We start from the raw sequence: 20,351 nt of genomic DNA, 5'->3' as shown, positions 1-20,351 counted from the left end.
TTCTGGTTTGCCAGCGGCAAGTTTTATCGTGTTGCGGTGGCAAGGAAACTTTTCGTTTCCGTCTGCCGATGCAGCTAAAGGGTATTGCCCGCCCGTACCGAAAAGGCACTTTCGGGCGGGTTTTGCTTTTTCTTTTTTGTTCCAAAGCTAAATCCATTCCCGATAGCTATCGGGATTAGTGTATTTATAAATATACACAAACCATTCGTTTTTGCCCTTAAGTCCGTATTACGTTTAGGCTTTGTTGTCATTAGTTTTTTTCCACTTCGATTCGAGAGCCTAAGTGTATTTCAAAGGATTTTCCGTAATCATGCTCCGTTTTGAAAATTCCGCTGTATGCGTTTCTTTCTTGAGTTAATTTAATTTCATGGTGAAATCCACCATTTTTTAAAATTAGAGTATCTCCAATTATTACAGATGTTTTTCCATTTGAATTATAGCCAGCAAATACAAATTCCTCTTTATGTATTGAATTCAGTTTATTTGTATTTCCGTAATGCGGTATTTTTCGGATAGTCAAACTATCGAACACATATTTATCTTTTATTTGAAATACAATATTTTTCAGCGAATCATTTCGTTTTTTTAACTCCTCTATTTCAGCCTCGAACTTTTCCGTCTGATGACTATTTTGACAGCCAAAAATAACAATTGGTAATAGGGTAAATATGATTAGTTTCTTCATTTTCAAAATTAATGACAACGGTTATGAATAAGAATAGTTGCGTGTTTGAGGGCGAGGATTTTCCGAAGGTAAATCAGCAGCAGCAAACAAAGCAACTGACTATGGTTTAGCTAAAAACAGCAATTTTTTATATACCGTGTTGCGCAACGTATTTTAATTATATATTTAAGTTTTGAGTCATACTATTCCTATTTTGAATAAACTTAGCTTTACTCTCAGTAAAACATTTCTTTACCTCTTTTTTAAATAGATAATAACTTTCAATGTTAATAGGTTCATTTGACAGATATTTACCTTTAGTAAAATATTCGTAAAAATTTTTTTTTATAATATCCGTTGCATAGGATTTTATAGTTTCGATAGGTAAGTTCATTTCAGAAACTCTTTTTTTACAATACTGAAAGACTTCTGGTTTATATTCTTTACCAGATTCAATTATTTCAATTAGTTTAATTGCATCTAATTCTCCGTAATATTTTTCTAAATCGATCATTTATTAGGTATTGAGTATGTTGCACAACGTTTTGTGTATGGAACGTAGCGTATACAAAGACGCTAATTTTTCGGACTAACACAAATCCGAATTTTTATATTTTCTTTTAACTTATCAATCTTAAAAGCCAAATTTAAAAATTTGGCGGACTTCGTAAATAAACACAAACCTTTGGAGCTAACACAAAAGCCCTATGTTTTTTTATACCTAGTTAGCAATAGTTAATTTTCTACTTCTATATTTGTTTTCAAGTAATCGAATATCTTTTGTTTCTTTTTATTTATAAGTTTTTCCTTATAAGTTTTTATAAAAAGAGTGTTATTGTCTTTCCATTTTATTTCTTCTACAGCCCAGTCTTCAGAAGTATGACTTTTAAATTCAGTTAAATATTTTTTAGGATTGTTTTTATTAAACTCATCTACTTTAATAATTCCAATAAAACATCCTTGAAATTCATACATATCATTATAGTTATATACTAAATATTTTTTGTCAAGTGAAGTTATTGGTTGCTCAATAGCTCCATCTCCGGGAGATATGATATCATATTTATTATTTGAAATACTATCAATTAAAGTAAGTTCACTAAAACCTAAATAATCTGCAATGTAATTGGTTTGTATTGCATAGAACTTAAGTTTGGGATAATACCCGACATATTCACTTCCACTCCAGCTTCCATTTTCTTTATAGTCTTTATAAACTTTAAATTTCAAATTTTCACTCTTTGTTTTAATAAATAAGAACGAATCATTTTTTCTTATTTTCGGTAATATGTTTTTTTGGTTAGATTGAACATTGTCAAATTGATTTTTGGTAATTTTTGAAAATTTCAAATTAGGTAAATTTTCATAAACTCTCATTTCCCCAACTTTAATGTTCTTTTGAGATGAAATAGTATTTAAATTTTGAGTTATTTTTTCGTTAGATAAATATCCATCAAATACATAAACGGTGTCTTTTCTCCATATAAGACCAACCCATTCTCCTTTTTTTTTCTCATTTTCGTCTTTAATTGTTTCGAATATAGAAGTGTGTTTAATTATGTTTACTTTTTCACCATATTTAAATTTTCCAATTATTTCTCCATTTGGGTTTTTTCTATAGTTTAATCCAGATTCAGCTATAACATACTTAAATTTAATATCCTCTTCTTTTTTTTGTTTTTCATTTAAGGTTATTTCATTTTTTATTGAATTTTCTTTGTTGTCAGTTTTACAACTGAACAATAGAATTATTATAATAAATGAGAAAGATTTTTTCATAATTATTGCTAGCGACTGAGCTAAGCGTAGTGCGGTGGTAAGGAAACTTTTCGTTTCCGTCTGCGCTCGTAGCCAGAGCTTTTTGTTTTGTGATTATTTTTTCTTTTTTAATTGCCAAATCCAAAAGATTTGGCGGACTTAGCAAGTACACCCAAGCCTTTAAATATAGTATTTTATGCCCTATTTGCTATAGCCATTGTTACCAAAAGTATTTTTCCGCTATATTATTCGGAACCAGCCCAGCCTGTGGCAAATTGAAACATAATAAACAAATAGACAAGTATGGCAAAAAATACTATTCCTAAAACGAAATATATTTTTGCGTAAGTAGAGTTTCCATCTTTCTTTCTGATTTCACGAAAGGTTAAAACAATCATCAAGATTAATAATAGACCAAAAACAACTCCGCTAATCATATTTTTTTAATCTGTATTATGAAAATTCCGTCCAAGTGAAGTCCATTTGCACAAACTTTTTAAGAAACCTATTAGTTTTTATTCGTTCTGCTTAAACACTATTTCAAAATCTAATTTATCTGGAATTTGTAATTCTTTGCGCTTAATTTCAAATTGTTCCCGAACCATTGAAACTGATTGACTGGGTCCAAATTCTCGTATTTTATCAATTTCTATTATGTGATAAAATATTAATTCTCGATTCATTTCATTATTTGAATTTTTCGGATGAGTTTTTACAATTATAAATTCATTGTCATTACCGATAGCAAAAACAGTTTCAGGTACTAATAAATTTCGAATACTAGTATTGTCAAGAGAATGCCAAATACTTAATTCATCATATTCATTTATAGCAGTTAAGAAGATATTGTCGGAAATTTTTTCCTCCACTAATCCAACACCAAAAAGACAAGATTGTAATGTGAAAATTAAACAAATGAGGAAGAAAGTTTGTGCTTTATTCATTGATTCAATTATTTTCAAAATGTGGGCTAACGGTTGGTATATGAAACGTAGCGTGCAAATAGACGCTGATTTTTCGGATTATATACGAGCCAAATTTTTTAATTTCTTTTTATCTTATCTTCTCAAAAAGCCAAATTAAAAAATTTGGCGGACTTTGCAAATACACACAAACCTTTCGGAAAGCTCGTAATAGCTATGTTTTATATACGTTGTTGCCAATAGTTTTTTATTCCGATTTTTCTTTTATCTCTTGTTTGTAAAATGAATCCCAAAAAGTTTTATCATATTCCACTCGATTTAAAACGGTTTGTTTCTTTTCACGCCATTCGTATTCAATTTCCTCAACGTTTTTTAGTTCAAAGTCAAATAAATATGAATCTCTCTCAAAAACTCCATAATTTTTGTTGTTTTCCTTGTCAAGGGTTTCGTTATATCTACGATTAAAATATCTTGTAGCATAAAATTTGCCATTACCTTTAATGTCTGAATAGTAACAAATGTTTTCTTCTTTAATAGTAGTTGAAACTATATTTTTATAACCTTCATATCCTTTAAAGTGTTTTTCAATTTCGTCCTTATTTAAGCTAGTTTCCCAGTTTTCAATAACTTTTACTATTGTAAAATTTTCTTTATCAATATATACTCTGCCAGAGTATTCTGTTGGATATCCTTTGTTAGTATAATTCCATTTATTTCTTTCTGTTTGAAAAGCTATTATATATAATCCATCTTCAATTGGGTTATCCGATTTCACAAAGTTTAGTTTGAATTTCTTATACTTTCTCTTGTGAAGAATATTAGCATAACGAATTGCATTTTGTCTATAAGAAAAAAACTGTGACGAGTATTTATAATTTTTTGGATTATTGTTTTTATTCCATTTTATCTGCTCAACTCTTTGTGTTATTACAAAAGGTGATAAATAGCCTTGGTCATTATCTTTTGTTATTAACTCTAAATCTAATTCAGTTATGTCATTTTTATTTACTAAAACATTACCATATCTGTAAAAATTAAAAGGTTCAGTAGGATGATTTAGTTTTTTGTTAGAAATCGCTTTCTTTAATATTGTTTTTGGGGATAAATAACCAGTAATTACAACTTCGTCTAATTCTTCAAATTTTGGTTTTAAATACGTTTTATCGTTTAGTTCCCTTAGTGAAATTGTTTTCGTTTCAAAACCTATTGACGAAATAGCCACAGTTGCACTTTCAAGTACTGTTTTCTTAATTGGTAACTCGTAAAAACCATATTCATCTGCTACTCTATAGATTTCTTCTTTTTTTAAGATTAAGGTAGCAAATGGAATAGGTTCATTATTTTCTTTGTTAACTAACTGTCCTTTGAGTATAACTTTTTTACCTATTTCTATTCGTCCTATTTTTTTGCCTAAAGCTACTTGTTTACTAGAAACAGTTATGCTGTCTGTTATTGTCTCTAATTTGGGTAATGTTGCATTTTGAAAAAATATATAACCATCGTGTAATTGGTCTAATCTTGCATTTGTGAAATCAATGAAATTTAGCAGTCTTGTAGATTTTGATGATTTCATTCCTTCTTGATTTGATGTTACAAATAAATATGGAATTTTATAATTGCTCAACTCATCTTCAAACGATTTACTTTCTAGTGGTGTTGAATGCCATTTTTTTGTGCCATTATCAAAAAGCGAATCGTTTGCGTGAATTGTTGCTAAACTATATGATTTTTCTTTTAGTTCTTTATGAATGTAAGAACCCATTGAAATAAATTCTTTTGCAATTGGTTTTGTAATACTTGAATTATCATTTATAATATGGACATTATCTGCCCAACAAATAAATTTTTCATTAGGATTTCTTTTGATATAACTTAATAGGTTGTCAGCCATTTGTTTATCTCTGATATTGTCATTTTCATTGCCGAAATCTGTGGTAAGGATTTCTTTTTTATTGTAAAATGCGTCTTTTGAAGAAGCTGAAAGACTTTTAGTAAATTGTTTCCAATAATAATTTGTTTCATCGGAATCTAAATTTTCAATTTGCTTAATAATTCTGTTAATCTCTTTTTCGTAAACTTTATACTTTATATCATCTTCCTCAATTGTTACATTTTCTAAAACTCCTTCTATGATAATTCCTAAATCATCCTCGTCTAATTTTAAAGTAATATGCTGACTTTCTAAATAATCATAAAAATCTTCTACAAATTGTGAAGTATTAATGACTTGTGAGTCAAAGCCGATAACTTTTAAATTGTTTTTTTCTATATAGTTTACTACTCTTTGAAATTCTAATGTACTAGACCAAACTCCCCAAATTGCGTTATTAAATTCTTTGGAATTAAAACCGTTTTTGTTCATTTTCCAAATGTCGTACATTGAAGATTCCATTGCGATAGTTGTAAATCCTAGTTCTATATGAAGATATTCTAAAACTCGTGCTTTCATCTCAAATATATTTCCATACATATGAGTTTGTTCCCCAAGCATTACAAGTTGTTTTCCTTGTAATTCATTTTTTAGAAATGCTAAATCTTTGTATTCTTTTGATTCTGGCGGAAGAAGTTCTATCGTTTTTAATTCTTGTGATTGAGCTATTGTCAAAAACAAGCAAGAAATTAGAGTAAAAATTATTTTCATTTATTGTAAACTATCTTAATGTTTTAATTCTTGTTCGTCGGTTGGTCAAAATGTCACGTCCTAAAATACGGCTACAGATTAATATTATTTTTAAGCGGCATATTGATGCACGTAATTTGGTGTTTTATAATCTAAAGATAAATGCAATCTTTTAGAGTTGTATAATTTGATTGCATTTTTGGCTGCTTTTTTAGCATGTACAACGCTTGTAAAAGTCTGGTCAAGATAGAATTCATCTTTTAGAATACCGTTGACCCTTTCGGCTAGGGCGTTTTCATAGCAATGGTTTTCTTCTGTCATACTAATTTCTATTTTCTTTCTTTTTAGTATTTGGGTATAGACGTTACTACAATATTGAATACCTCTGTCGGAGTGATGAATAAGGCTGTCAATGTTCTTAGCATTGTAAATAGCCTTATTTAAAGCTCTGACACAACCTTTTAGTTCAAGGCTATCACTCAGGTCGTATCCAACGATTTTACGGGAGTACATGTCCGTAATCAATGCCAGGTAACAGAATCCTTTTATAGTTCTGATATAGGTAATATCGGATGCCCAAACCTGATTAGGCCTATTGATCTTCAAGTCTTTTATAATGTTATTATACTTGTAGAATCTGTGATATGAATTGGTAGTTCTACAGGAGTATCTCTTTCTTCTTATGAGCAAATTGTTTTCTCTTAAGATACGGAATAGCCGGTCTCTGCCTACTTTGATGTCATACTTGTGAAACTCATCTTTTAATGACCTCATGAGTTTTCTGGTGCCTTCTCTGGGCAGTGTTCTTCTACTTTGCCGAACAAGTTCGATTATATCCTGTTCTATCTGTTTTTTGATTAAAAACCTTTTTTGGTATTTGTAATAGGCATCTCTTTTCAAATCAAAAGCATTGCAGATAGTACCAATGGATAACAGTCTTTCATTACGGTTTATCGGTGCTACTTTCATTAAGGCTTTATGTTTAAGTTTTTTTTTAATTCCTCAACATCTCTATAACCTAGATTCTCAGCAGCTACCTCGAGATAGCTATCGGTCACCAATTTGTCCAGGTCTTTTTTAATAAGAAGGTCCTTAAGTTGCTTTAGCTCTTTTTGCAGGGCTTTGATACGGGAAAGTTCATCGTCTGTTTGCACGGTTACACGGGTGTTCATTAGATCTTTACGATCGTACTTTTTTATCCATACGTTTATAGTACTGGATTGTATACCGTAAGTTAATGCAATTTGTCTTTTGGAATGGTTTCCTTTGGTTAGTTCTGCCAATACCTTGAGCTTAAAGCTCTCACTATAGCGTTTTACATATCCATCATTTTTATACATATACTTGAAGTGTTTTGTATACATATTTCAGGACGGGTCAAAATTATTGGCAACGTGATTGTGTATGATTAGTTGCGTGATTTAAGTACTAAAGCTAGTAAATAAAACACAGGTTTAAAGTCTGCGAGAATTTTATTAAGTAGTTTATAACCAAGCAATTAATTATACACGGTGTTGTGTGTAGCCTTATTTCAGTATTATCGAATTTTGTTTCATTATTACGTTTTTATTAATATCATTTACACATCTTGGACTAATCCAAAAATTAGGTTTAGATATATTATCATTTCTTATTGCTTTCGCTTTCTTACTAAATTTTTTAATACGTCTTATGAGTTCTTTATATAGTTTATATGTGGATAGATTTTCAGTAGAAATTATTTCTTTAGTTTTCAAATCCATAAGCCTTGTTGGATAGCTAAATTCAAGTCCTATATTAGAGTTGTGTTTACCATCGAAAAACATAACACTTAATCTATCTTTGTGATCCAATTGTAATGAAAATGGTGAAATGTTGATTGCAGATTCTTCAGCCTGAGTTGCAAGTTTAAATGTTTTTGTTTCTCCATCTACTTCAGCTACAAATTTATCACCATATTTTATATGATTTGGATTAATAATAAGATGTGTGTAGATATTTAAAAGCCCATCACCCTTTTTCCATTCTTCTCCAGATGTGACTTTTTCATAGTACGAAGAATAACGATTGAATATTGATGTTTTGTCTGTGATTTTATAATTTTCGTTAACCCTCGTATTTATAATCGCTATAAAATATTCTAAATCTTTAAACAAATTAGTAAATTCAGAAGGGTGAATTACAAACTTAAATTTATGAAGTCTTTTATTATTCATTCTTGTATTCCTTTTTATTTAGGTTACACACAACGGTTTGGCTATGAACAGTACGGGAGCAAACTAGCATTTGCTTTCCGCCAAGCACATAGCGAAATCTTTTTGTTTTGATTTATTTTTTCCTGTCCAGAGCAAAATCCAAAAGATTTTGCGGACTTCATAAAAATACGCAAACCTTTCGTTTAAGCCCGAAGCCGGTATTGTTTATAGGTTGTGTTAGCTGTTGTTATTCTTTTTCAACGTCTTCTAAAAAAGCGAGTTCTTCAGGATATTTTCCAAAAGTTTTAACCTTATTCTTACCTTTTTGAAAGTTTTTGTTTGATACATTAATTGCGTCTAGATTCTCCCATTCGTCTTTTACCAAATCAATTCGATTTTTTCTTTCAGATTCGGTAAACTTCGTAGTTAATATAAATTCAATTCGATGTCTTATTTTTTCGTAATTACTACCCGTGTTTTTATGTTGTTCCGCTTTTTCGTTTGGTTTTAGAAATGTTTGAAATCCTGTCAGTAGTGCAACTACTGTTGAAGCAAATGCAACAAAGAAGTTTTGTTTTAAAAAAAATGGCAAATTATCAAAGGTTTTGATGTCAACCTCTGGAAATCTAAAACTAAATGCAATTATTATTGATAAAACAAAAGCTCCATATCCAATCCAACGATGGACTTTAACCCATTTTATAGATTCAAATCTATGCGCATATTCCAACTGATGGACTTTTCGCATCCAATCTAAAAGCATTTTTTTTTGAGATTCATTCATAATCTTTAACTATTGAATTTAGTTGATTGATTAAATAGGTAGCATCGATATGCATTTTTCTATTGATTTTTGATTCTTGTATGTCCATTGGTCCAACTACGAATGAATTTTCAGCAATTCCTCCTTTAGAAGTGAATGAAAAGATAGTAGAGGATAAGCCGTTATTCCCTAAACTTATGGATTGATGGTAATTTTCTTTTTTAATTTTATAAGTGCTATATGGCAAATAAACTTCATTTGAGATTTGTTCCACATTAACATTTTTACCTGTATTTTTTGCAACACTAGTATGTTGATTTATTTGATTCAGGGTTTTATTATATTCTATTGTGAAAAGTGATGCATTTGCTTTTTTGCTATTTTCTTTTACTCGATACCTATTATTCACAATTTTACCAACTAGAACCCAACTTTGGGCTAAAAATGAATGAGTATGAATGGAAAAGGTCTCGCTCTTTTTTTTATCAAAATATTGGTCTAGGCTGTTATCCCAAATATGTAGTCTGATGAAATCAAACTTGTCCATTTCCTTTTCATATTTGTAAAGTGGAATTGATAAAAACCCTTGAGAGCCTATTGAAGATATTGTTGCAATGATAGGAATAACTTCTAACGATTGGTAAATCCATTTCCAAACTTTATTGATATTTAATTCAATACCAGAATCTCTTGCTTCTTGAATAGATTTTATAGCTAGAATTCGTTTTGAAACTGATTTTTTGTAAACGTCAGTTGTATTCTCAGAGAAATTTTCTAGTTCTTCGAAATTTCCATTGTCAAAACCCTCAATTATTTCAGCGCTAAAGTCTTTAATTGTTGGTAAGTTCTTTTCAACATCTGTTGCAAAACATTTATTGATTGATTCAAGAGTTTCTTCGAAGTTCATAGTTTTTTATAATAACAGCTAACGTTTATGTATAAGAATAGTTGCGGGTTTGTATGCGAGGATTTTCCGAAGGAAAATCAGACGTTACAAACACGAAACCATCTTTTGATTAAGCACTAAATCGCAATTATTTTTATACTGTGTTAGCTGTAGTTTTTATTCCACTTTGTAACGAACAATGACTTCATTATCCAAAACGACATTAGTAGACCAAATAAATTCAGCACCTTTTCCACTAAATTTTTCTATGAAGTTCATATATGCTTTTTTATTATTTACTCCTATTTCATCTTCAGTATATGTGGTCGCATTTGGCCATTGGCTGTCATTGAAAGTAACGTCAAAACTATTTTCTGGAATTTTCCAATGAATACCGTAAAATGCTGTTCCATTATCAACTCCATCTGTACTGCAATTTGAAGAGATTCTTTTTTCTCCAATTTCACTTAAACAACTTAAATCACTAATAGGTGCAGTATAAAAAGTTTGTGCTTTCCATTTGCTATTTGTAATAGTCCCATCACTAAAGCTGGCTATAAAACCTCCATCTCCAGGATGAAAATCTTTTCCTCTATTATTTTCTGAACCTAAACCTAAATGTTCTTCCCAATCTATTAGTTTTACTGCAATTGTATAAGGTTTTTTTACTTTGAATTTTACAATGTTTGAATTAAATGGTGTAAAAGGTACTGGGTCAACTGCTATTAATTTTCCGTTAATGTAAAGTTCAAAATAATTATCCGCAAAAAGATAGCCTGTAATGATTTCTCCGTCCGAATCTATCTCAAAGACAGGAACGGAATTCATATCTATTTCTGAAAGATTATTTGGTGTTATAGAGTTACATTCATTATATAAATCAGAAGCTTTGGTCGATTCGTTGAAATGATTAATTCCGGGAACTGTCCAACTATTTCCTAAATCATCTTTTATTTCTCCAACTCCTGAAATTCTGCTACCTCCTTGATTACAAGAAATAAGACTTTTAATTTGTGTTTCCGCTAATCCTTGGGTTACGTTTCCTGTTCCATTGTAAATTTTTTCGTTAGTTGTTTCTTTAGGAATTGATTCATTAGTTGATGATTTTGCGTTTTTTTCCTTACAACTGATTATCGTAATTAATAGAAATAGAAATAAAATGTTATTTTTCATTATATGAGTTTTTTTTAAATTACAGCTAACGTTAAGGCTATGATTAGTGCGGGGCGGAAATCCATCGGATTTCCTGTCTCGCGCTAAGCTAAAGCTTTGGGTTTCGCTTTTTCTTTTTTTGTCCAAAGCTAAATCCCAAAGATTTAGCGACATCATAAATATACACAGAACTTGGCTTTAAAACCTAAGCCCGTATTAAGTATAGCCATTGTTACCAAAAGTACTTTTTCCAACACTTATATTACTTAATTAGCCCCAACCTCTGCCGAACTGAATCAAGACGTACATGATAAACAAACCTAACAATAGTAAGATTCCTAGAATTATACTGACAATAATTGTTTTAGTCTTTCTATCCTTTTTTTTAACTACAAAAATAATTAATGCAATTATCGTGAGTGCGATTAAGGAAAAAACTGGTATAATCATAAAATTTTCAAATATAAATTATTAAGTCTTTTTGATTCCATACGAGTGAAGTCCATCTGCGCAAACTAGCTCAGGTCCATCTTCGTTCAGATTAAGTTTGAGTAGGAAGTCCATTCGCAATCTTTGGTATTTAATAAATTCAATTCCAATCGGTTTAACCTCGGATAGTTAATTCAATGTGCGGAATTTCGAAGTTTCTAAAATAGTTGTTTAGTATTTTTGGTAACGTTTCGGCTATGATTAGTGCGGGGCGGAAATCCAGCGGATTTCCTGTCTCGCGCTAAGCAAAAGCTTTGGGTTTTGTTTTGTTTTTTTCTTGCACGAAGCAAAATCCCAAAGATTTTGCGACATTATAAAGATACATAGACCTTAGTGTAAAGACCGAAGTCCGTATTAATTATAGCCATTGTTGTACACCGTTTTTACTTTCTCGTTTAAAATTGGGTATTTCTCTTTTATTTTTTTCTTTTTTATTCTTTCACCTCGTTCAGAGTAATATTTTTCAAAGTATATTTTTGAGTAAATAGTTTGTTTGTCAAGAACTCTTGATTGTTTTTTGCTTCTTTTATAAACTAATCGGTACTCAACTTCTGCAAATAATTTTCCTGAATTATAGAAGTATTTCCATTTTCCAATTTTCAAATCTTTATAAGCAATATTTGCGATTCCTCCTGAACAAACATTTACTTCTTTAATTGTAAAAGAACCTAAAGATTCAATATTTCTATTCGGATAATATGTAATCCATTCTCTATTAGGTATACCGTTTTTAAGACCTCCTTTAAAATGAACTTGTCCGATTGAGTCATAACTAACAATTGAGTCATCTGTTACAGTTCCATTAATGTAGTTCTGTTTAAATTTTAATTGCCCATTTTTATGAAAATATTGCCATAAACCATTTTTGTCATAACCATCATAAGCTCCTTTACGTTCTTTGTTTCCATTTTCAAAATAACTTATTGATTCACCTAAAGGTTCTCCTTTTGCATAAGAGGTAATGTCCTTGGTTTGTCCATTATTATAATATTGAGTCCATTTTCCGCACTTTATTTCATTACAATACTCTCCTGAAAGTTCCGTCTGTTCATTTAAATAAAATTCAAGCCAATACCCATTTAAGACTCCATTCTTTATTTGATATTTTTTAGCGATTCGGGTTTCATTTTTTTCAAAGAGTTGAATCCAATTTCCATCTTTTGGAAGCTTTGTCCTATATTTTCCATTAACCATCCAAGTATCAACACTTTCCCAACAGCATTCTTTTTTTTTAGTAGGGTATATATAGAATTGTTCAGAGTCTATTATGGTATCTTTAATTTCCCATGTTTGTGCATTTCCAAAAAAGGAATAAAAAACTAAGATTAATAATACTATTAAGTTGACTTTTTTTGACATTTTCCTAAATGGTGTACAACAATTGTATATGTGCACAATTGCACATATTTCTTATTTACCTGTAATTTAATAATATCTTGTAGAATGTCAATGAATACAATATTTTATCCGTTTACAAACGCATATTATGCGCATAATATACGTTTGTAAACGTTTAAATTTGATCTTAACGTATCAATTAATATAACTAAAGCGACTTCAATAACCCGCCATCAATAGGAATATTTGTTCCCGTAATATAAGCGGCATTGTCAGATGCCAAGAAAGCTGCTAAATAACCATATTCTTCTGGTTTGCCGATACGCTGTATTGCCACTCTCGATTCCATTTCTTTTCTGACCTGACTTGCTTCAATGCCTAATTGTTCGGCTTTTTTGGCATTAAGTTGCGTAATGCGGTCGGTATCGAAATATCCGGTAAGAACGCTATTAACGGTTATGTTATGCTTGCCTACATCTGTTGCCAACGATTTTGCCCAGGTCACTACCGCAGCTCTTATTGAGTTAGATAATGCGAGATACGAAAGTGGCTCTTTAACCGAAACGGAAGCTACATTAATAATGCGCCCCCATTTATTTGCCATCATAGAAGTCAATGCCAATTCTGTAGTGAACACCACCGTTTTAAATAGCAGATCAAAGGCTTGTTGGTAATCGTTTACTTGTTTTTCTAGGGCATTACCAGCGGCGGGACCTTGGGTATTATTCACAAGAATATCGACACTGTTATTTTCAAAGTATTTGGTAATAACCTTTTTGTAGTTATTAAAATTATTAAAATCTACCGATAGGTATTGATGTTGTTGTCCCTGGTCTGTAGGTAAGTCATTTACGATGTTGTGCAATTTCTCTTCGCTGTGCGACATTAAAGTTACACTTGCACCGCTTTCAGCCAGTTGCTGTGCTATTGCTTTACCAATACCACCGCTACTACCACCAACTAATGCTTTCTTATTTTTTAGAGATATGTTCATTTCTTATATTTTTAGATTAGGTAACTGAGCGAAGCCGAGGTTAACAACCAACTGCTAGCGGTATTCTTCTCGTGTTGGGCTAAATACATCTAACAACTTACAAGGGGTCAAGGCAACACCACTATGTTTTAAATGTGGAGCAATTACTACGATGTCACCTTGGCGGTACACCTTTGTGGTTCCATCTAAAGTGAATTCAAAATCACCCTCCATCACATGCATGATCTGCTCGTTCATGTGAGCATGTTCAGGTACTGTGGCGCCTTTTTCTACATCCCAAAATGCCATACTCATGTTTTCAGAATGTACCAATTTGCCATGTAAACCGGGCATAATCTCTTTTGACGGAATTGTAGAAAGGTTATAGTTCATTATTCTTTAGTTTAAGAACTAAAGATACTAGAATCTGTCGCAATTTTATAATAGTTGTTCGACTAGAAATGTTGTTTTCGGTTAGTTAACATAATCCCACCCTACAACTACAAATTCGCAGCGTCTGTTCCACTCATGATCTTCTTCAGAACAAGCTTCTTCAGTTGCACAAACTACAATAGGTTTTGATTCTCCGTATCCTTTTGAAACCACTCTGCCAGATTCAATTCCGTTTTTGACCAAGAAATCTTTGGCAGAATCGGCACGTTTTTGCGATAGGTCTTTGTTATAGCTTTTATTGCCGCGAATATCTGTATGAGTGCCAATTTCTATAATCATACCTGGGTTTTTCTTCATGATATCGATAACGGTCTGTAAACGTTCGCGAGACTCTCTTCTTAGATACCATAAACTATAATCGAAATGTATTTCTTCGGTCTGTATAACGGTACGGTCGCTCTCTTTTACTAAAGCTTCTTCTGTTGTTATGGCATCGGCTATTTTCTTTGCCAGTGCCTTCTCGGTTTTTGCTTTCTCGGCGATTCGCTGTTTCGTTAAACGTTCAGCTTCTTCAATACCTTGTTTTTCTGCTATTAGATAGGCTTTTTTATCTGCCTCTAACTTTTTAGCAGCCATTTGTTCGGTGCGTAGTTTTTCAGCTTTTTGTTTTTCTTGTAATGCTAGTGCTTCTGTTTTTTGTTTTTCTAGGATGGAATATAAAGGCATCGATGCATCATGTTCGGCATTTCTTTCTTTTGTACTGCGGATGTTCTTGGCATTACCTTCATACCCATTTTTTTCTGCTTTTACTTCGTAGGATGCTTCACAGATAATATCAAAATCAAACGCGCCATTTTCTTTAGTGATGCATGTGGCTATCACTTTGTTTTCTGCATTACGTAGGGTTACTGTTGCATTAACTAATGGTAGGGTAGTGGTACGATCTGTAATAATACCGGTAATAAACTGTTCGCAATCTTCAATTGATAACTCTTTGGTTACGTTAAAACTATAGATATCATCGCTTCCTTTACCAGATGGTCTGTTCGATGCAAAATAGCCCGATGCATTTTCAGTATTTAAAACATACGAGAAATCATCATAACCACTGTTTACTGGTAACCCTAAATTATCCGGATGCTGAAATGTTCCATTCTTATTTTTAGAAATAAAGACATCTAGCAGTCCGAAACCAGGGTGTCCGTTCGATGAAAAATATAGAGAATTATCCGAACCTATAAAAGGGAATTGCTCCTTCTTATCCGTATTAATTATACTACCTAAATTTACGGGAGTGCTAAACGAATTGTCGGCTTGTAGGCTTGTTTCATAGATGTCGAAAGAACCGAATCCGCCAGGTCTATCCGAAGAAAAATATAATTTTGTACCATCTGCATTTAAGGCTGGGTGCTCATTAGAATACTCGTCGCTGTTAAAAGAAAGCTCTGTAATATTCTTCCATTCGCCGTCAATTAAACTAGCACTGTAGATTTTTAAATTAGAAACTTTTTGATCATCGGTTTTGCGTTTGCCATGGTTATAGTTGTTACGTGTAAAATACATGGTGTTTCCGTCGGGTGATACTGTAAAAGAGCCTTCGTGCAATTTTGTGTTAATATCATTCGATAGGCTGACACTAATACTATCGCCCAATTGTTCTTGATGTATTGGGTGTGTGTAAATATCTAAATACTGCTGATTGTTCCACCGGTATGTTTTCGAACTTGATTTTTTATGTGCTGCGGTATACCAAATGGCATCACCTACCTGCATTGCCCCAAATTCTGATGTAGTCGTATTTAGGTTACTGTTTGCAATTGCGAAACGATTACCGATTGCTTTTACATTTTCTAGGTATATATTTTCTTCTTTTAGTTGCTGCAATTGTTCTGAATTGCCTTCTTTGGTGTAATAATCGAATAATACCTGTGCGGCTTCGTCATATTCGCCAATGGCTTTTAAAGACTGGTTCAGCTTAAAATAATACTGCTCATCTACCGTATCGCCATAATTAGAAATGAGATAGCGATACCAACGTGCCGAAGCATTTAGATCAAAGGTGTGGTAATAGCTATCTGCCAGGTTCTTTACGACCAAGCTGCTTTTATTGCTCGGTAATGCCGCTTCGTACAAGGCAATGGCATCTGCATAGTATTTCTTTTCAAAAAGGTCGTTGGCACGTTTTAGATCTTGTGACCAGGAAGATTGAAAAATTCCTAAAAATAGGATGAGATATATATGTAAGTTTTTCATTTTAGTAGAATCTAGGAGATTTATCATAGCCTTTTTTGAGTCCCCAAAGGTCTAGGTCGAACAGCACGAAAATTTCATGTGATCCATTATTGAATGCGCCTAAATTAGACAAGGTGTAATCGTAAGCATAGCCTATTCGTACAGAAGGTATAACCGCAATATTGAACATGGCATTGACAGAGTCATCTAACCTGTACGAGACACCACCTTCAAAGCGATTATTGAATAAGGCGTTGAAAGAGACATCTGCAGTAATTGGTGCGCCCGATACCATTTTGGTTAATACAGACGGCTTTAGTTTCAGGTTCGGATTAATGTCAAATACATAACCTGCCATACCAAAAAGGTGAATAGCTTCTGATCCAATACGGTTTAGACCATCTCTATTTTCTAGATGTTTAGAGGTCAACAAATTCGGAATTGACAAACCTGCGTAAAACTTATCTCTATTATAAAATGCACCAATACCCACATTCGGAAAGGTGTTATTCATATTCTCATTAAAAGCAGGGTCATCTTGCACTTCTGGTAGTCGGAATCCGTTAAAGTTGGTCTCGAACGTGGTGACACCTCCTTTTAGACCTAAGCTCAAATTACTTTGTTCATCTAGCTTAAGTATATAAGCGAAATCGACATAAATGTTATTCTCTTTCAACGAACCATCGCCAATATCATCAGATATGATAGAGGCACCCATTTCAATTTTTTCCGATAGCGGAGTATGGGCGAAAAAGGTCAGCGTTTTTGGTGCACCCACGGCATTTTCCCATTGGGTTCTGTATAGCGTACCAAAATTAAGCATGCCAGGTTGATTGGTTGTGTAAGCAGGGTTGACCACATTCATGTTATACATATACTGTGTATACTGCGGGTCTTGCTGCGCCTGTGTTTTTAAAAGGAACAAAAGCATAACTATGCAGATGCCCCAAGTGGTGTTTGTTATTTTCTTGTGCATGGGTTATCTGTTTAAGTATAAGCGACCTTGAATAGGTTCTGAATTGCCTTTGTTATAATTGATAATATAGAAATAGACTCCGTTTGGTGCTGTGGCAGAACCATTTCTACCATCCCAAGCGGGATTGGTTTTGTCACCTTTAAATAGCGTTGTGCCGTATCGGTTCAAAATCTCTAAAGTGAAATTCGGGAATATGGTTTCTATATTCGGAATGAAAAAAGTATCGTTTCTACCATCGGCATTTGGTGAGAATCCGTCAGGTATGAAAAAGTCATAATTTTCGGGATCACAATTACTAAAATCTACAGTTACAGGTATACGCGTTGCAGAAGAACATCCGGTAAGGGAATTATAATTTTCTGCATAATACACGGTGTCTTCTAATAACGGAACATCATCTGTTAGCGCTGTACCGCCAGTTTCGGTTATAAACCAGAATACTTCATTTGCTGTTTCGTTTTCTAAAGTCCGTAATGCTACAACCGTAGGGTCATCTAAACCACAAACAGGTAATACATCTGAAGATATAGCTGTTGGTGCCACGGTAATTACTGTCGGCGTAATTTCTAAACGATCTGTGCTCGTACAACCACCGCTATTGGTAGCTGCGAAATAAGATTGACCATCTACTAAAATGGTTGACGCATCTAAAGCAGTACCGCCAGAGAGCGTACTAAACCATGTAACAGAACTGCCTGTAATAACATTTACAGTAATATTCGACAATGTCGGGCTAGTTTCTGCGCAGAACAACGGAGTATTATTATCACTCGTAGGTGCATCAGGGTTACTGAAATTGACCGTTATTTGAACACGTTCGGTTCCCTCACAATTGGTAAGTGGGTCGCTATTGGTTACAAAATAATCTTCACCGTCAATCAGCTCTGTTGAAATCGGTAGAATATTGGTATCTGTATTAGTATCGTAAAATAAGATATCGCCCGCTGCGGTAACATTAATATCCATCAATGTGGGTAACCCACTAAAATCGCTCAAACAAAAAGTCTGGCTGGCATCGGCTACGGGAGCTTCTGGCACTCCGCCACGTGAGAAATTTTCGCTCTCTTCGAACACAAAATCTAATCGGCAGGGTGTAGTATCATTCTGAATGCTTCGAACACTAGCGGTATAATTACCAATAGGTAAAGCATCGACATCTATTTGATAGGCAGCAGTACCACCCGTGAAATTTATAGTATTTGTTGTTAGTACAGTATTCGAGCCTAATTCGGTAACATCATAAGTTATCGTATAGGTGCCATCTGGTAAAATAGGAGCGTCTACCAAAACATCTATTTGTATGGCATCGCAATTGTTGTCTATAATCAAATCTAACTGAATAGCATCTGGTAACGGAGTCACCATAAAAGTGTCGGCTATAGGGCAGTTAGTTGCAAATGTATTCGTAATAGTAGGGCTGAAGTTATATTCGCCACCTTCCGAAAAATTGCTTCCCGGTACGGTAATCGTAGCATTACCACTTATAAACTCTAGATCAAATGAGTCTGATGTATCTGTACTCTTATCTGGTCTCGTTAATACATATTGCGTAGTGAAAGTACCATTGGCAAAATTACCGCTGTTGTCAAGAATTTCTGTTATTTGTACGATGGCATCGTTCTGCACACAAATATCTTCAATGTCTGCCTGTGAGCTCGCGACCAAAAAGGTGGTTGGTGGTACAATAACTGTTGGGCAAACATCTCGAATTGGGCTAACGCTTGTAATACCAACTACTTCAAGAGTAACCGTTTCATTTAAGGGCACTAGTGTTGGGTCGACAATAAAATGACCGTCTCCGTCTATTAGAGAAGTGCTTGCAACCCCAAGCGATCCATCAATAGTGTATGAAATTAAAAATGCACCATTGTGTAATAGCGTTTCGTCATATGCTAGTTCTACGACATAATCTTCTTCAATACAAATATCTTCAGCAGTAATGTCCCCATCTAAAACAGGTAGAATATCAATATTGACGGTAACTTCTCTTTTTTCGCAAACAGGGTGTGTAGGGTAAACAGTATACACAAATGAGAAGGTGCCATAACCGAAAGTGTCGTACAATTCTTGAATATCAATGACCGAATCGTTTAAATCGCTCAATTGACCGGTAGCATCTTCTGACCATGTTCCGTTTGGGTCTTCGCCTAATAGTTGGTCGTTTAGGTCAAAATTCGTGTACGCTGAAAAATCATCGTTCGCACAAAAAGTGACACTTGTTGGTCGACCAGGGTTTGGTGGTGGGTGTACTTCTAGAACTACGGTAGCCGTTCTACCAGCACAAGTGTTTACATCGGGTACGGTATAAGTGAAAATGTATATACCTGTACCTGCAGCTTGGGCGTTAAAAATGTTTTCTTCTAAGAATCCGGTAAGGGTACTTGGGTCTTCTTCCCAAAGCCCATTAAAATCTTGAACTTTACCATCTACATTACTGCCTAAAAAGCCGTGTAGGTTTACACTATTATCATCTCCGCAGGCATTTGCACTACCATCAATATTATCTTCACCTGGGTAACCACCAAGGTTTATATTTATTGTCGCAGTTTCATTGCAATCAGTATTGGTGTATACAAATGAATGTGTGCCATAATTATTAATACGCCAGAGATCTACGATTCCGGTGCTTTGGTTTAAGGCATAAAAATTTTCTGGGTTTGTGGTAGACCATGTTCCGCCTGCAGTAGGGGAGCCGCCTAATCTTGGAAATAGCGCAAAATTACGATTGGCGACATCAAGGTCTTTTTCGCAAATCTCAATACTTGCATCATTACCTGCACATTGTGCTTCGGCTAAGTTTGAAAAACCGAGTATAAAAAGCACAATGGCAAAGAACCTAAGGTTTAATTTATTCATTAATAGGGGATTGGTTGTTGAATATATGAATAGGGCATAAAGGTATTTCCGTTAACATTTGTAGGAAATTATATGTTGTGAAAACATCATTATGTAGGGTGAATACTACTAAACGTGATAAAAAGTGTTAAAAATTAACGTATTTCATCGATGA

At 33.3% G+C, this 20,351-nt stretch carries 17 protein-coding genes; all 17 read right to left on the bottom strand.

Annotation, left to right across the window (positions count from 1 at the left end):
- Positions 1–250: 250 nt before the first annotated feature.
- The 17 genes from QSV08_RS12425 to QSV08_RS12345 all read right to left on the bottom strand — a co-directional run bounded on the left by QSV08_RS12425 (position 251) and on the right by QSV08_RS12345 (position 20,197).
- A complete protein-coding gene (locus tag QSV08_RS12425) occupies positions 251–685 on the bottom strand; it encodes a hypothetical protein (protein WP_324023655.1) in 435 nt (144 codons plus the stop codon).
- Between the two features lie 157 nt (positions 686–842).
- Positions 843–1,178: a hypothetical protein gene (locus QSV08_RS12420; protein ID WP_324023654.1), complete on the bottom strand. Its 336-nt coding sequence runs from the start codon at positions 1,176–1,178 to the stop codon at positions 843–845.
- Positions 1,179–1,399: 221 nt separating this feature from the next.
- Positions 1,400–2,443, bottom strand: coding sequence for an SH3 domain-containing protein (locus QSV08_RS12415; protein WP_324023653.1), 1,044 nt, complete (start codon positions 2,441–2,443; stop codon positions 1,400–1,402).
- A gap of 494 nt (positions 2,444–2,937) precedes the next feature.
- Positions 2,938–3,366, bottom strand: coding sequence for a hypothetical protein (locus QSV08_RS12410; RefSeq protein WP_324023652.1), 429 nt, complete (start codon positions 3,364–3,366; stop codon positions 2,938–2,940).
- Between the two features lie 226 nt (positions 3,367–3,592).
- Entirely contained in the window at positions 3,593–5,986 is a 2,394-nt protein-coding gene (locus tag QSV08_RS12405) for an erythromycin esterase family protein (RefSeq protein WP_324023651.1), read from the bottom strand.
- Positions 5,987–6,076: 90 nt separating this feature from the next.
- Complete coding sequence (locus QSV08_RS12400) at positions 6,077–6,934, bottom strand: IS3 family transposase (RefSeq protein WP_324023650.1); 858 nt, start codon at positions 6,932–6,934, stop codon at positions 6,077–6,079.
- On the bottom strand, positions 6,934–7,329 hold the full coding sequence (locus QSV08_RS12395) for a transposase (RefSeq protein WP_226989911.1): 396 nt from the start codon (positions 7,327–7,329) through the stop codon (positions 6,934–6,936). Before QSV08_RS12395 ends, QSV08_RS12400 begins: the two co-directional genes overlap by 1 nt.
- Before the next feature lie 162 nt (positions 7,330–7,491).
- Positions 7,492–8,160 (bottom strand): hypothetical protein, encoded by a 669-nt coding sequence (locus QSV08_RS12390; RefSeq protein ID WP_203395264.1) that lies wholly within the window; start codon positions 8,158–8,160, stop codon positions 7,492–7,494.
- 226 nt (positions 8,161–8,386) lie between these two features.
- Positions 8,387–8,923, bottom strand: a complete 537-nt coding sequence (locus tag QSV08_RS12385; protein ID WP_324023649.1) for an SLATT domain-containing protein — start codon at positions 8,921–8,923, stop codon at positions 8,387–8,389.
- Complete coding sequence (locus QSV08_RS12380) at positions 8,916–9,809, bottom strand: hypothetical protein (protein WP_324023648.1); 894 nt, start codon at positions 9,807–9,809, stop codon at positions 8,916–8,918. The genes QSV08_RS12385 and QSV08_RS12380 overlap by 8 nt, the downstream gene beginning before the upstream one ends.
- 156 nt (positions 9,810–9,965) lie before the next feature.
- Positions 9,966–10,961 (bottom strand): hypothetical protein, encoded by a 996-nt coding sequence (locus QSV08_RS12375; RefSeq protein WP_136582482.1) that lies wholly within the window; start codon positions 10,959–10,961, stop codon positions 9,966–9,968.
- Positions 10,962–11,783: 822 nt separating this feature from the next.
- The gene (locus tag QSV08_RS12370; protein ID WP_324023647.1) at positions 11,784–12,788 is read right to left on the bottom strand and encodes a toxin-antitoxin system YwqK family antitoxin; all 1,005 of its coding nucleotides are present in this window, start codon (positions 12,786–12,788) and stop codon (positions 11,784–11,786) included.
- 187 nt (positions 12,789–12,975) lie between these two features.
- Positions 12,976–13,761 carry an SDR family oxidoreductase gene (locus tag QSV08_RS12365; protein ID WP_324023646.1) on the bottom strand — a complete coding sequence of 262 codons (786 nt, stop codon included), beginning with the start codon at positions 13,759–13,761 and terminating at the stop codon, positions 12,976–12,978.
- Positions 13,762–13,815: 54 nt separating this feature from the next.
- On the bottom strand, positions 13,816–14,133 hold the full coding sequence (locus QSV08_RS12360) for a cupin domain-containing protein (RefSeq protein WP_324023645.1): 318 nt from the start codon (positions 14,131–14,133) through the stop codon (positions 13,816–13,818).
- A gap of 81 nt (positions 14,134–14,214) precedes the next feature.
- Entirely contained in the window at positions 14,215–16,386 is a 2,172-nt protein-coding gene (locus QSV08_RS12355) for an OmpA family protein (RefSeq protein WP_324023644.1), read from the bottom strand.
- Position 16,387: 1 nt separating this feature from the next.
- Positions 16,388–17,341, bottom strand: a complete 954-nt coding sequence (locus tag QSV08_RS12350) for a type IX secretion system membrane protein PorP/SprF (RefSeq protein ID WP_324023643.1) — start codon at positions 17,339–17,341, stop codon at positions 16,388–16,390.
- A 3-nt stretch (positions 17,342–17,344) separates the two neighbouring features.
- A complete protein-coding gene (locus tag QSV08_RS12345; protein ID WP_324023642.1) occupies positions 17,345–20,197 on the bottom strand; it encodes a gliding motility-associated C-terminal domain-containing protein in 2,853 nt (950 codons plus the stop codon).
- Positions 20,198–20,351 lie beyond the last annotated feature (154 nt).

The sequence above is a fragment of the Maribacter sp. BPC-D8 genome (assembly GCF_035207705.1).
GTDB lineage: Bacteria > Bacteroidota > Bacteroidia > Flavobacteriales > Flavobacteriaceae > Maribacter.
This window is presented reverse-complemented; position numbering and strand designations above follow the sequence as displayed.

Coding starts and splice junctions, on each gene's coding strand:
- QSV08_RS12400 (WP_324023650.1), bottom strand. CDS start 6,934: ATGAAAGTAGCACCGATAAACCGTAATGAAAGACTGTTATCCATTGGT.
- QSV08_RS12420 (WP_324023654.1), bottom strand. CDS start 1,178: ATGATCGATTTAGAAAAATATTACGGAGAATTAGATGCAATTAAACTA.
- QSV08_RS12395 (WP_226989911.1), bottom strand. CDS start 7,329: ATGTATACAAAACACTTCAAGTATATGTATAAAAATGATGGATATGTA.
- QSV08_RS12360 (WP_324023645.1), bottom strand. CDS start 14,133: ATGAACTATAACCTTTCTACAATTCCGTCAAAAGAGATTATGCCCGGT.
- QSV08_RS12345 (WP_324023642.1), bottom strand. CDS start 20,197: ATGAATAAATTAAACCTTAGGTTCTTTGCCATTGTGCTTTTTATACTC.
- QSV08_RS12355 (WP_324023644.1), bottom strand. CDS start 16,386: ATGAAAAACTTACATATATATCTCATCCTATTTTTAGGAATTTTTCAA.
- QSV08_RS12405 (WP_324023651.1), bottom strand. CDS start 5,986: ATGAAAATAATTTTTACTCTAATTTCTTGCTTGTTTTTGACAATAGCT.
- QSV08_RS12385 (WP_324023649.1), bottom strand. CDS start 8,923: ATGAATGAATCTCAAAAAAAAATGCTTTTAGATTGGATGCGAAAAGTC.
- QSV08_RS12380 (WP_324023648.1), bottom strand. CDS start 9,809: ATGAACTTCGAAGAAACTCTTGAATCAATCAATAAATGTTTTGCAACA.
- QSV08_RS12425 (WP_324023655.1), bottom strand. CDS start 685: ATGAAGAAACTAATCATATTTACCCTATTACCAATTGTTATTTTTGGC.
- QSV08_RS12365 (WP_324023646.1), bottom strand. CDS start 13,761: ATGAACATATCTCTAAAAAATAAGAAAGCATTAGTTGGTGGTAGTAGC.
- QSV08_RS12370 (WP_324023647.1), bottom strand. CDS start 12,788: ATGTCAAAAAAAGTCAACTTAATAGTATTATTAATCTTAGTTTTTTAT.
- QSV08_RS12410 (WP_324023652.1), bottom strand. CDS start 3,366: ATGAATAAAGCACAAACTTTCTTCCTCATTTGTTTAATTTTCACATTA.
- QSV08_RS12350 (WP_324023643.1), bottom strand. CDS start 17,341: ATGCACAAGAAAATAACAAACACCACTTGGGGCATCTGCATAGTTATG.
- QSV08_RS12390 (WP_203395264.1), bottom strand. CDS start 8,160: ATGAATAATAAAAGACTTCATAAATTTAAGTTTGTAATTCACCCTTCT.
- QSV08_RS12375 (WP_136582482.1), bottom strand. CDS start 10,961: ATGAAAAATAACATTTTATTTCTATTTCTATTAATTACGATAATCAGT.
- QSV08_RS12415 (WP_324023653.1), bottom strand. CDS start 2,443: ATGAAAAAATCTTTCTCATTTATTATAATAATTCTATTGTTCAGTTGT.